A 13,168-nucleotide genomic window follows, 5' to 3' on the forward strand; every position below is an offset into this window, starting at 1 on the left:
AATTCAGACAATGTTTTGTCTTCAGGATAATCTTTTCTTGCAGCAGCTACATAATTGTACGCAGCTTCAGGATCCTGATCTTCAGCACTGGCAATCTGAATGAGGAAATAATAGGTATTCAGTTTGTTGTACTCTGGATCTTCGATTAATCTTTTAAAATGTTTTTTCGCAGCATCAATATCACCCGTTTCCTGATAAGCCAGATACCCAGCGTTAAAGTTGGCTGTCGTATCACTTGGATCAATTTCGGAAACCAGATTGAAGAACTCATAAGACATCGCATAGTCTTCCTCTTCATAGGTTTGAATAGCCTTGTTAAACGCTGCCATTTTTAAGGTTTCTCTTGAAAAGGGTCTCAGATTATCAGGCATTTCAGGAATGTCTTCCTTTACTATTTCTTTTCCTACTTTACTGGAAAGATCACCGTCTACCATGGAAAGTGCTTTGTTGAAATACTCCAAAGCAGACATGCCTACATCAACTGTTTCTGTTGTGTTTTCCTCATCCAGTTCAAATCTCTTTGTCTGAATTCTTGCTTTAACTAAGGAAGTATTCGGGTCATCCTTGGTATCAGCGTCCTGCAGTGCACTCTCAATTTCTTCAAGGGCTACTTCCAGTTCCCCCTTTTTGAAATTTCTTTCAGCAGACTTTACTACCTTTTTTTGGGCAAAAGCAAAAGTCGCGATACCGACTAATGCTATTGATAAGAACAACTTTTTCATCATTTTGCTATTTTGCTTATTGTTTGGTTCTGTTTAAGTTCTATTCGTTTTGTTGATCGGAAGCTTCTTGCTCCTCCTCATCCTCTTCTTTTTTAATTTTTTCGACAGAGGAAATGGAATCCCCTTCATTCAATTTGATTAGCCTTACACCTTGTGTGGCCCTACCCATCACCCTTAGGTTAGCAACAGGAGTTCTAATTGTGATCCCAGATTTGTTGATAATCATCAAATCATCGGAATCCACCACTTCTTTTATGGCTACCAAGCTTCCCGTTTTTTCGGTCACATTCATGGCTTTCACTCCTTTTCCTCCTCTATTGGTAATTCTGTATTCATCCAATGGAGACCGTTTTCCATAACCTTTTTCAGATACAACCAGGAGGTTTGCATCTTCTCTGGAAGCACATACCATGCCAATAACCTCGTCTTTAACATCCGTTAACGTTATTGCTTTTACACCAGTAGCTGTCCTTCCCATAGGCCTTACAGTCGATTCATGAAAATGAATTGCACGTCCTGATTTAGCAGCAATAATGATATGGGAATCACCATTGGTCATATCCACCTGAAGCAATTGGTCGTCTTCTCTGATATTGAGAGCGATGATGCCATTTGTTCTCGGTCTGGAATATTGTTCTAAAGTAGTCTTCTTGATAATCCCCTTTTTGGTGACCATTACGAGGTAATTGTTATTGACATAATCCTCGTCGTTGAGATCCACTACCTGAATGATAGATCTTATTTTATCATCAGGTTCAATATTAATGAGGTTTTGGATGGGTCTTCCTTTCGAAGTTTTGGATCCTTCAGGAATGGCATAAGTTTTCAGCCAAAAGAGTTTTCCATGGTCCGTAAAGATCAAAAGGTAATTATGGGTAGAAGCAGTAAAGAGATATTCTGTCCAATCATCCTGCTTGGTTGTAGCTCCCCTTGAACCCACACCCCCTCTACTTTGGGTACGGTATTCCGTCAAAAGGGTTCTCTTGATGTAACCTTGGTGGGATACGGTTATGACCACCTCTTCATTAGGGATCATGTCCTCATAACTGAAGTCCTCTGCATTATGCTCAATGACCGTACGCCTACTATCATTATATCGGTCCTTGATTTCAGCGAGTTCATCCTTGATGATCTGCATCCTTCTTTCCTCACTGCCTAAAATATCCTTACAGTCTTCTATAAAAGCCATGATCTCCTTATATTCTTCCTGGATTTTCTCACGCTCCATACCGGTAAGACGCTGCAATCTCATATCGAGAATAGCTCTTGCCTGAATTTCACTAAGACCAAATCTCTCTATCAAGCCATTCCTTGCTGTCTCTGGGTCTCTTGAGCTGCGGATTAGTGAAATTACTTCATCCAGATTGTCAAGCGCTATGAGATAGCCTTCAAGAATATGTGCCCTTTTCTCAGCTTCTCTTAACTCGTATTCAGTTCTACGAATAACCACCTCATGTCTGTGATTAACGTAGTGTAATATCATGTCTTTCAGGTTTAATGTCTGAGGTCTTCCTTTAACCAGGGCGACATTATTCACTGAAAATGAGGTCTGTAACTGTGTTTGTTTATATAAATTATTGAGGACTACATTCGGAATAGCATCCCTTTTCAGTTCATAAACTACCCTCATCCCCTGCCGATCTGACTCATCTCTAATTGCAGAAATACCATCTATCTTTTTCTCTTGGATCAGCTGGGCGGTTTTCTCAATCATATTGGCCTTATTGACCAAATAAGGAATCTCAGAAATGATGATCGCCTCCTTGCCGTTATCCTTGGTCTCGATATCTGCCTTCCCGCGCATGATAATCCTTCCTCTCCCCGTTTCAAAAGCAGCTTTTACACCATTGTATCCATAGATGATACCCCCAGTCGGAAAATCAGGTGCTATGATGTATTCCATCAATTCAGGTATGGTAATTTCCCTGTTGTCAATGAATGCAACGATACCATCCACTACCTCACCCAGGTTATGTGGAGCCATATTCGTGGCCATACCCACTGCAATTCCCGATGCTCCATTGAGCAGAAGTGCTGGTATTTTGGCAGGCAAAACCACAGGTTCCTTCAATGAGTCATCAAAATTCAGCTGGAAATCAACTGTTTCCTTGTTTATGTCAATTAGGAGTTCCTCAGCAATCCGCTTCAACCTGGCTTCCGTATAACGCATGGCTGCGGGGTTATCCCCATCGATGGAACCAAAGTTACCCTGACCATCTACCAAGGGATACCGCAGGGACCAAGGCTGGGCCATACGGACCATGGTTTCATAAACTGCTGAATCTCCGTGAGGATGGTATTTACCCAAGACCTCTCCTACTATTCTGGCTGATTTTTTATAAGGTTTATTATGCAAGACCCCAAGTTCCTGCATTCCAAAAAGTATTCTTCTGTGGACGGGCTTCAAACCATCACGTACATCTGGAAGCGCCCTTGAAACAATGACCGACATCGAATAGTCGATGTAAGCTCCACGCATTTCGTCCTCAATGTTAATTGGTATAATGTTCTCGTTTTCTCCTTGCGCCATATTGTCTTTACATACTCAATAAGCTGGCAAGTTAATAAAAAGAAAACGCTTTTAAAACAGATTATTTGGTCTTTGAAGACATGTTTAAACACTTCCTAATACCATTGACCGATCTTTCTGTTTTGCATCCTGAAAATTGAGCTTCCTCTGTATTCCACCCCATCATGTAAATGCCTCATTACCACACCACAACCTTCTACTTTACAACGTTTCGTGCCGGGAAGGTTAATGGAAAAACCAACTTGCGCTATGTAAAGGGTTTGGCTCAAATCCTGAAATTCGTTGAGGTTTTGTGATTGAAACCCAAAATTTCTGAATTCAGCTCCCGCTTTGACAAATATTCTGCTGTATTCGGAAAACTCCCTTTCTATTCTTAACCCAACACTGTAGAACGATCTATCATTGGCATTCAAGTTTTCATCAAAGCTTTGACGCATGATGACATTCCCAAACTCTCCTTCCAAAATAAAGCGCCATGGATAATTTTGTCTGATTCTTTGGTTTTTCTCGGATTGCATATAAAAATTAGAAGAGCCATAACGCCTGTACCGCCAGGATAAATACTTCGCTCTTTTTCTGGCATCATACAATACCAAGCCCACAGTTCCATAAAATCGGTCTATCACATAACTGTTTTGCTCAAAATTCCACTCATAATTATCAGCTTGGAGACTGCTTATATTCCCAAACTCTCTTCCGTAACCCCCACCTATGGTAAGTGTATTGAAAACATTGATCCGCACACCCAAATTTACAGGAAAAGCATAACTGCCGCCACTAAAGCGAAGCGTGTCCTCTCCGGTTAGCTCTCTTAAGCTATCCAGGTTTCGAAACTGCGAAATAGGGTATTGTCCAGGAGTCTCTGACAAAAAGTCTATGACTGAATTGTGGTAAGCTCCTCCACCCGAGAATTCAAAACTGATATTGGAAATAAGATTTCTGGTCACATTGCCAATATCACTCTGGGCTTTACGGTTTTTGGTTCTGGCTTTGGTGTCTATCCCAAAAATATCTTCTTGGGCTTCAAGCGTACCAAAACCTAGAAAAAGAATTAAAAAAAAGATCGGTCCTCTCATATATATGTCTAAACGATTCCAAAAGTAAAAACTATATATCCTAAAAAACAAAAAAAGGCCCCAATTACTTGGGACCAATATACTATAGTAACCAGGAATTAAATATTCTCTCCTTCAGCTTCTCCATCCTCATCCTGAGACTGCAACTCTGCAACAAGGTTACTGATCTTATCTTTGACAGCAGGATCTGCACTCATGGCTCTTCTGACTTTATTGTATGTAGCAGCGCCCAATGTTTCCGCGTCCATGATCAAACCAGTCATGTATTCCTTTACTTCATCTCCAATAGCGTCAATATATTCTTGAATCTCTGCAAAAGCTTCTTTTTCTTCATCAGTAGCTTCAATTTCAGTCAATTTTTCGTCATCACCCCAAGCACCTTTGAGCTCATTGTATCTTGCTCCCCCACCTAAGGTCTCATTGGTTTTGATCATTTCTTCCATGGTAGTCTGTTTGTCCTTGATAAAAGCCTGTACTTTGGCTTCCATTTCGGCATATTTTACCATTTCCTCCTCAGTCAACTCTTCGCTTTCGTCCTGAGCATAACTTTGTACGCTGATCATACCCAACATGAGGAAAGCCAATAAGAATAATTTTTTCATCGCAATAATTGGTTTAAATCAATAATTAGTTAAAATTCAATTTTCAATAAATAACCAAAACTTCAATTTCACAAGAAAAATGACAAAAACCATACCTTAAAACTTGTTAAAAGGCAATAATAACATAAAAGTGGCTTTTATTTTAACTGCATTCTATGTTAAATCTTATTGTTTTTGGTTTAAAGGATAACAATCAAATGTCAAATCCATTTTTTTATCCAAAGTCAATTACTCTCCTGCTAGGGCATACCTCTACCTGTAGGAAAATGTACTTTTGTTAAAGAAGAAGAACGAAACACCTGAACCCGTTTCCTGTTAAATAAAAAAAACTTATGAAAAACATCTTTCCCAAATTGTTACTCAGCATATTCCTTATTTCCATTTATATCAAACCCGCTCAAGCACAATCTCACGAAGGGCTGCTACAGGATTTTAATTCAACACGTATACAATACAACAAGCAAGGCATGGTGATTCTTGGGTCATGGGCAGTTGGGAATATTATTTGGGGAGGGGTAATGGCAGGAAGAACTACCGGAGAACTGCAGGGATTCCATCAGATGAATGCCTATTGGAATGGAGTCAATTTACTGATCGCAGGATTAGGTTATTATTCAGCAATGAAAGAAGTTCCCAATGATGATTTTTGGGAGACCTTACAAAGACAACAGTCCATTGAAAAAATATTATTGGTCAATGCAGGATTAGATGTGGCCTATATGGCAGGAGGATTATACATGATAGAAAGAGGAAGGAGGACAGATAATCCCAGGATTAGCGGTTTTGGGCAGTCTGTAATCCTGCAAGGTGCATTTTTAATGAGTTTTGATATCATCAAATACATGATCCATAACAGTCACGGGAAGAAATTGCCAATACTTTTGGAAGGCCTAAGCGCAGGACCCGGAGGAATTGGATTCAGGATGGTATTTTAGATTTTTGTACGCCTCCAGGTTTGACTACACTTTAAAAACTTATCTTAAGTTCTTAGAAGCAAACGCTGCAAGATTTATCAAAGGGAATCAACCTATCTCTTTTAGCTGCTTAATTGTGGCAATTGGATCTTTTGAAGTAAAAACAAAACTTCCCGCTACCAGCACATCAGCCCCAGCTTCCAAGAGCAAGGGAGCATTGGCCTGATTGACCCCCCCATCAATTTCAATCATGGTAGTTAAGCCCCTCTCATTGGCCATTTGCCTCAACTTCCTGACTTTGTCAAAAGTTGCCTCGATGAACTTCTGCCCTCCAAAACCAGGGTTGACGGACATCATACATACCAAATCCAAATCATCCAAAATATTTTCCAAAACTGCCACTGGCGTATGGGGATTCAAAGCCACTCCTGATTTTGCTCCCAGATCCTTGATGTATTGCACCGTGCGGTGAAGGTGATTGCAAGCTTCTACATGTACAGTGAGTACTTCTGCTCCCGCTTTTCTGAAAGCAGGCAAGTATCTGTCAGGGTCCATTATCATCAAATGCACATCCAAAGGTTTTGATGCATGCCTGTGAATGGCTTCAGTTACCGGCAATCCAAAGGATATATTTGGCACAAACATCCCATCCATAATATCCACATGGATATAATCTGCTGCTGAAGCATTCAGCATTTCAACTTCTTTTTGGAGATTGGCAAAATCTGCTGCTAAAACGGAGGGTGCTATTTTGACTGACATGCTGTATGTATCATTATTGCTTGCAAAAAAAAGAAAAATAGATTTGGAAGCCTACCTTTTCAACAACTTTGTCCGCTTTATTTCTGAACCGGATTGCATTTCTATCATATAAACCCCTGCCGGCAATTCAGGGAGGTTGATTTCAAAGGGTACTCCCCCATCTCTTCTATCTACAGCCTCTTTTTTGAGGATTTTACCCTGGAAATCCAGAAGGGAAAAATTTCCAGAAAGGTTGTTCCCAAATTTGACAAAAAGCATGGTACCGCTGAGGGGGTTAGGAAACACCTTCCACTCTCCTACTTCCTGAGGGTTTTGTATATTCAATATAGGCCCATAATAGGCTTTGACAAAATTAGGAATGCCATGACCCAATAGATTATCAGGTTCCATTGCTTGTGTGCTGCTTTTCAAAAGTTCTTCAATCAACTTGTCCTTGTTCCACTCTGGTCTTGCCTGCCATAAGCCCGCTGCCAAAGCAGCTATTTGGGGAGAAGAAAAGGATGTTCCACTGGCATTTGATAAATTACCATTGCTTCTCAATAACCAGACCTGCTGTCCAAAAGTGGAAAGCTCAGGCTTTATTCTCCCGTCTATTGTAGGGCCTTGTGAACTGAAAGTGGCATGGGCACCGCCCATATTGGTAGCCCCTATGCTGAGCACTCCCTTGGCATCGGCCGGAGCAGTAATACTACTTGGCCCCCTTGATCCATAGTTTCCTGCACTGGTCACCACTAAAATTCCCTTTTCTGCAGCAATGGAAGCTCCCCTGCTGATTAGGGCTGTCTCCCCATCCATATCCTCCAAAGAATAATCCATTTCCGGGTCATCAAAATCCCAATAACCCAAAGAACTATTAATGATATCCACACCTAAACTGTCTGCAAACTCAGCAGCTTTGACCCAGTTGTATTCCTCTATTCTATACTCAGTGGGTACCTCCTCGGTAATACACAAAATGTACCTTGCCCCTGGTGCCGCTGCCAAAAGGGTTTCAGGGTCCTTGGCAGCCATCAAGGACAACACATTGGTACCATGTTGGTTCTTGGAGTACACATTATCATTCCACAAATCCACAAAATCTTTGGTACCGATAATTTGGTTGTTTTCAAAAAGATGAGAAAATGCAGGAATCCTGTCCACTGCCGGAAAACCGGCATCAAAAACAGCAATAGTCATTCCTTTTCCTGTATATCCCAACTCGTGCATTTCTGGAATGCCCAGTAAGGCATTCTGAAAATCAAACATGCGATCCTCTTCCGTTTTTTTATTTCTAAGGTTAAACCTCAGGCCTACTTTGGTATTCAGGGAATTGCTAAGCCTGCCTTCCGCAACAAAGCCAATTCCCGCCAAAATCACATCTTCTACAAAATTCAGATTTTCAATTTCCTGCACTTGTTCAGGGCTGGCCACAACCAAAGAAGCATTCAACCAATTACTGTTGTACAATACCTGTTCTACCAAAGGCATTATGGATGCTATATACTTTTCTGAAACGGGGAGATCCAGACTATCCAAGGCTATGCCATACCTGAGTCTTCTTTCAATGGCCTCTGCACTCAAATAAGCTCCCGCATTATCCAAATCAAAAATGGATTGTGGTTTGTACTTGTAATGAATAGCATAGCGGTTTTGTGCAGATACACTAAAGCCAATTCCCAGGAAAACAATAAATAAGAACAGTTTCAATTTACAACCTGCCATAACTGGATAGTTTGAGATGGGTTTTTCGGCCCGAATCCTTAATCATTTGACCAAGACAATCATTACGGCTGCAGTAGGTAAATACCTCATAGTAATGTTCTATCATGCCCACTCCCAAGGAGAATATTTCATAACGGTTATCCCTGAATGTGATTTCATCATCATCTTCCTCCTGAAGCACTTTCACAGATCTTTGGAACAACTGCTCTCCAATGGTGAAGTTACCGGTAAAGGCAATTTGAAACATATCTGCAGGAAGGTTGGAATACACCATTGCATCCCAGGTTTTCCCTTCCTGAACAGGGAGCACAAGATTAACTGTTTTTTTATTTTCAAAGTTCCGAATCAGTGCATTGCCTCTGAATTGAAGGGAGTATCCTGAAAACTGTTCCCAATTGCTCCCATCAAGAGACCTTTCTCTTCTTAAGACGAAGACCTCTTCTTCCTGTACATTGACAAAGCTGTATTCGATAAAATCCCGGATAAAATAGGTTTCAGAAATACTATCGTTTTCCCCAAAAACAATGGTCTCTTCTACATCATAAATCCAATAAAGTCCTTCTTCCAAAGGCTGGTAATCCCTTCCAAAATCCGTTCGTGGATTCTCTACTTCCCTACAGGAAACAAAAAGACATATAAAAAGAAAAATGCTGAATAATAATTGATAGCGCATAACCGAAGGCTTACTATGCTGTAAAAATACGTTTTTAGATTGAAATCTTTTACCTTAGCGCCCACAAAATCAACAATCTTTACCATGGCGCTTAGAACTTTTGTAAAAATATCCGCAGTCAATAACCTTTCTGATGCCCGGTACTGTTCTGGGATGCAGGTCAATTTAATGGGTTTTGACCTGGAGGAAAACAGCAAAAATTTCACCACATCAGAAAAATTTAAAGAAATTACGGATTGGCTTTCAGGTGTGCGTTTTGTGGCGGAGTTTGAATTCTCCCATCCGGAAAATATTCTTGAGACCTTAAAATCCTATGGTGGTTTTGAATTTATCCAGATTAAGGAAGAGATTCACCTCAAGATGTTGGTCAACACTGAATACGGCATTATTCTGAAAACCAACATAAAAAGTGCAGGGGACATCAAGGAATTGACCGCCAAGGCAGACAGTTACCGGGAACACGGTGTGGTATTGCTCTTGCATTCGGATAACGTTGAATTGACCAAAGAAGTACAAGCTGAATTAAAAGCTTTGGCAGAAAAATGTTCCGTTCTGGTAGGCTTTGGTTTTCATACGGGAAATATATTGGAATTGATAGATCAAACCGGCATTAAAGGAATTGAAATGGAGGGGGGAGACGAAATCAAACCTGGTCTGAAGGATTTTGATGAATTGGCCGATATATTGGAGTTGTTGGAAATTGAAGATTAAAACATGGACTTGCATAGGAAGGAAGTATAATAAATGGATAAGATCAAGATAAGCGAAGATTTCAAAGCCATTCAGGACCATATTTGTAAGGAACTGGAAATCGAGGATGGAAAAGGCAAATTTAAAGAAGACAAATGGGAAAGGCCAGAAGGAGGAGGTGGTAGAACAAGGATACTTCAAAACGGGAATATCATCGAAAAAGGCGGTGTTGCTTTTTCTGCTGTGGAAGGCCCTACTCCGGAAAAAATCCTTAACAAACTACAACTCGAAAAGGCTGACTTTTTTGCAACGGGGGTATCTATTGTTTTGCATCCTGAAAGCCCAATGGTTCCTATCATTCACATGAACATCAGGTACTTTGAAATGAGTACGGGGGTAAAATGGTTTGGGGGTGGAATTGACCTTACTCCGCATTATGTAGATCTGGACGATGCGAGGTATTTCCATCAACAAGTAAAAGCTACTTGTGACCGTTTTCATGGAGACTATTATCCTAAATTCAAGAAATGGGCAGATGATTATTTTTTTATTAAGCACCGAAATGAGACCAGGGGAATAGGCGGCATTTTCTTCGACAGATTGGTAAGCAATGACCCGGTAGAAATGGAAAATATCTTTGAATTTGTAAAAGCCATAGGCTTCCTTTTTCCGAAAATTTACCGGCATTTTATGGGCAAGAACAAAAACATGGTCTATGGAGAAAGGGAGAAAAAATGGCAGGCCCTAAGGAGAGGAAGGTATGTGGAGTTCAACTTGGTATGGGATGCCGGCACCAAATTCGGTTTGGATACCAATGGTCGTACTGAAAGTATTCTTATGAGTATGCCTCCAATGGCCAATTGGGAATACATGAATCAACCGGAAAAGGGTTCAAATGAAGCCAATACCCTTGAATACCTCAAGAAAGACATAGACTGGGCAACTATTTAAAACAATCAAAACATGTTGGAAATCATCAGCAGTTGGGACGAGGCATTATTTCTGTATCTGAATGGTTTCCATTCTGATTTTTTTGACCCCATCATGTTTACGCTCACCAAAACCTGGCCTTGGGTACCCATGTATGCTTTTTTTTCCTTCTTGATTGTGAAAACCTACAAGAAAGAGAGTTGGTGGGTTTTTATGGCCATTGGCTTAACAATTCTCTTTGCCGATCAAACAGCTTCCGGATTGATGAAGCCTTATTTTGAACGTTTGAGGCCTTGCCATGAGCCTTTATTGGAGGGAATGGTGCACAATTATGGGTATTGTGGGGGTGGGAAATTTGGTTTTGCCTCTTCCCACGCTTCCAATAGTTTCGGTGTGGCCACCATCATGACTTTGACATTGGCATTCAGGTATCCTTGGCTCAAGTGGCTATTTGCTTGGGCTCTTTTATTTTCCTACACCAGAATATACTTGGGGGTGCATTATCCCGGAGATATTTTAGTGGGAGGATTTGTTGGAGTGATGAGTGCAACCTTGGGTTATTTAATTATGAAAATGATTAAGGATAGGTTTTTCCCAGATGTCAAAAGCCCTTTGCCCTATTGATGTTGAAATACCAATAATCCCATCTTTTCCTCATGGAGGAAAAATCCTTGTTTCAACCCGGAATTTATATAAAGAATTCCAAGATGCAGAGCGGAAGCTACTGCATGTATAATTCCATCCAAATAACGATACTTATAAAAATGTCTTGGAATCCGGGTTCAAGGGTAAGATTGGTCCAAATGAAATCCTCTGAGAAATTTTTCCAGGTCCAATCCATACAATTTGTATTTTTACCTTCACCTAAAAGGTTTATTTTAGCGCTACAGAAAACTATACCCAAATAACTTTATGGACATTGAATTCAATAAAAACGAAGACTTGAACAAACAATTACTTTTTCAACTTAAAAAAAAGCTGGAAACTGTCAAATTGGGGGGTGGAAAGGCGAGAATTGCAAAGGAACATGAAAAAGGGAAATTGACTGCGCGCGAAAGGATACAATACCTGATTGATCAGGATTCGGAATTTTTGGAAATTGGGGCTTTGGCAGCAGATGGGATGTACCAAGATGAAGGAGGCTGTCCTTCAGCAGGAGTGGTAACCGGTATGGGTTATGTTGCCGGAAAAATGTGCATGATTGTTGCCAATGATGCCACAGTAAAGGCAGGAGCCTGGTTTCCCATGACCGCCAAAAAAAATCTGAGAGCACAGGAAATTGCCATGGAAAACCGCTTGCCCATCATTTATCTAGTAGACAGTGCAGGGGTTTTTCTGCCTATGCAAAATGAAATTTTTCCTGACAAAGAGCATTTTGGACGGCAGTTTCGCAATAATGCAAAAATGTCTTCCATGGGCATTATCCAAGTAGCTGCCATCATGGGAAGTTGTGTGGCAGGTGGGGCTTATCTTCCCATTATGTCTGATGAAGCCATGATCGTGGACAAAACAGGGTCCATTTTTCTTGCTGGGTCCTATTTGGTCAAGGCAGCGATCGGGGAAAATGTGGACAATGAAACTTTGGGAGGGGCAACTACCCATTGTGAAATTTCCGGTGTGACGGATAATAAATACGATTCAGATCAGGAATGTCTCGATGCTATCCGAAAGATATTTGATAAGATCGGTGCTTTTGAAAAGGCAGGTTTTGATAGGGCAGCACCCAAAAAACCACTGAAAAATGAAGAAGAGCTTTATGGGATTTTTCCCCATGACAGGGTGAAGCCTTATGACATGATGGAAGTGATCGGCCGCTTGGTTGACAATTCTGAATACGAGGAATACAAAAAAGATTACGGCAAAACCCTGATATGTGCAACAGCAAGAATTGAGGGATGGGCCGTTGGAATCATTGCCAATCAGCGAAAAATCGTCAAAAATAAAAAAGGTGAAATGCAAATGGGTGGCGTGATATATTCCGACTCTGCTGATAAAGCGGCAAGGTTTATCATGAATTGCAACCAAAGAAAAATCCCTTTGGTTTTTTTACAGGATGTATCCGGATTTATGGTGGGAAGCAAGGCAGAACACGGAGGGATTATCAAGGATGGGGCGAAAATGGTAAATGCCATGGCCAATTCTGTTGTTCCGAAGTTTACCGTTATCCTAGGTAATTCCTATGGGGCAGGAAATTACGCTATGTGTGGCAAAGCTTATGATCCTCGTTTGATATTTTCCTGGCCAACTGCTCAAATGGCTGTAATGAGCGGAGCTTCCGCTGCCAAGACCCTGCTTCAAATCAAAGTCTCTGCATTGAAAAAATCAGGTAAAGAGATCAGTAAAGATGCCGAGAATCAGTTGTTGCAGGAAATTACAGATAAATACAATGAGGAGTTGAGTCCATATTATGCAGCAGCCCGGCTTTGGGTGGATGGTGTGATTGATCCTTTGGAAACCCGTAAAGTAATCAGCAAAGGGATTGAAGCTGCAAATAATGCACCGATCACAGAGAAATTCAATGTGGGAGTGATACAAACCTGATTGATTTATCCAAAAATTATGCAAAAA

The 13,168-nt window shown here is 40.8% G+C and carries 11 protein-coding genes and 1 pseudogene; 5 read left to right on the forward strand and 7 right to left on the reverse strand.

Going from position 1 to position 13,168, the window contains the following annotated elements:
* The 4 genes and pseudogenes from QZT73_RS02535 to QZT73_RS02550 all read right to left on the reverse strand — a co-directional run.
* A pseudogene (locus QZT73_RS02535) lies at positions 1-725 on the reverse strand (methyltransferase); the annotation flags it as partial.
* Between the two features lie 37 nt (positions 726-762).
* Positions 763-3,252 (reverse strand): DNA gyrase subunit A, encoded by a 2,490-nt coding sequence (gene gyrA, locus QZT73_RS02540; protein WP_291784925.1) that lies wholly within the window; start codon positions 3,250-3,252, stop codon positions 763-765.
* 95 nt (positions 3,253-3,347) lie between these two features.
* Complete coding sequence (locus QZT73_RS02545; protein ID WP_291786448.1) at positions 3,348-4,328, reverse strand: hypothetical protein; 981 nt, start codon at positions 4,326-4,328, stop codon at positions 3,348-3,350.
* Between the two features lie 98 nt (positions 4,329-4,426).
* Positions 4,427-4,930, reverse strand: a complete 504-nt coding sequence (locus tag QZT73_RS02550) for a hypothetical protein (RefSeq protein WP_291784921.1) — start codon at positions 4,928-4,930, stop codon at positions 4,427-4,429.
* 332 nt (positions 4,931-5,262) lie between these two features.
* On the opposite strand from QZT73_RS02550, the gene QZT73_RS02555 reads away from it, so the two are divergent.
* Positions 5,263-5,865 (forward strand): hypothetical protein, encoded by a 603-nt coding sequence (locus QZT73_RS02555; protein WP_291784919.1) that lies wholly within the window; start codon positions 5,263-5,265, stop codon positions 5,863-5,865.
* Between the two features lie 87 nt (positions 5,866-5,952).
* Here the strand turns inward: QZT73_RS02555 and rpe are convergent, their stop codons facing one another.
* From rpe to QZT73_RS02570, 3 genes are read right to left on the reverse strand one after another with little or no spacing between them, the layout of a single operon-like run.
* Positions 5,953-6,606, reverse strand: a complete 654-nt coding sequence (rpe, locus tag QZT73_RS02560; protein ID WP_291786450.1) for a ribulose-phosphate 3-epimerase — start codon at positions 6,604-6,606, stop codon at positions 5,953-5,955.
* 51 nt (positions 6,607-6,657) lie between these two features.
* A complete protein-coding gene (locus QZT73_RS02565) occupies positions 6,658-8,307 on the reverse strand; it encodes a S8 family serine peptidase (protein ID WP_291784915.1) in 1,650 nt (549 codons plus the stop codon).
* Positions 8,294-8,980 (reverse strand): hypothetical protein, encoded by a 687-nt coding sequence (locus QZT73_RS02570; RefSeq protein ID WP_291784913.1) that lies wholly within the window; start codon positions 8,978-8,980, stop codon positions 8,294-8,296. Before QZT73_RS02570 ends, QZT73_RS02565 begins: the two co-directional genes overlap by 14 nt.
* 84 nt (positions 8,981-9,064) lie before the next feature.
* On the opposite strand from QZT73_RS02570, the gene QZT73_RS02575 reads away from it, so the two are divergent.
* The 4 genes from QZT73_RS02575 to QZT73_RS02590 all read left to right on the forward strand — a co-directional run bounded on the left by QZT73_RS02575 (position 9,065) and on the right by QZT73_RS02590 (position 13,141).
* Positions 9,065-9,691, forward strand: a complete 627-nt coding sequence (locus tag QZT73_RS02575) for a phosphoribosylanthranilate isomerase (RefSeq protein WP_291784911.1) — start codon at positions 9,065-9,067, stop codon at positions 9,689-9,691.
* 33 nt (positions 9,692-9,724) lie between these two features.
* On the forward strand, positions 9,725-10,621 hold the full coding sequence (gene hemF, locus QZT73_RS02580; protein ID WP_291784908.1) for an oxygen-dependent coproporphyrinogen oxidase: 897 nt from the start codon (positions 9,725-9,727) through the stop codon (positions 10,619-10,621).
* Positions 10,622-10,633: 12 nt separating this feature from the next.
* The gene (locus tag QZT73_RS02585; protein ID WP_291784905.1) at positions 10,634-11,224 is read left to right on the forward strand and encodes a phosphatase PAP2 family protein; all 591 of its coding nucleotides are present in this window, start codon (positions 10,634-10,636) and stop codon (positions 11,222-11,224) included.
* 288 nt (positions 11,225-11,512) lie between these two features.
* Positions 11,513-13,141, forward strand: coding sequence for a carboxyl transferase domain-containing protein (locus QZT73_RS02590; RefSeq protein WP_291786452.1), 1,629 nt, complete (start codon positions 11,513-11,515; stop codon positions 13,139-13,141).
* The last annotated feature ends 27 nt before the right edge of the window (positions 13,142-13,168 follow it).

Source organism: Cecembia sp., from assembly GCF_007126775.1.
Classification (GTDB): domain Bacteria; phylum Bacteroidota; class Bacteroidia; order Cytophagales; family Cyclobacteriaceae; genus Cecembia.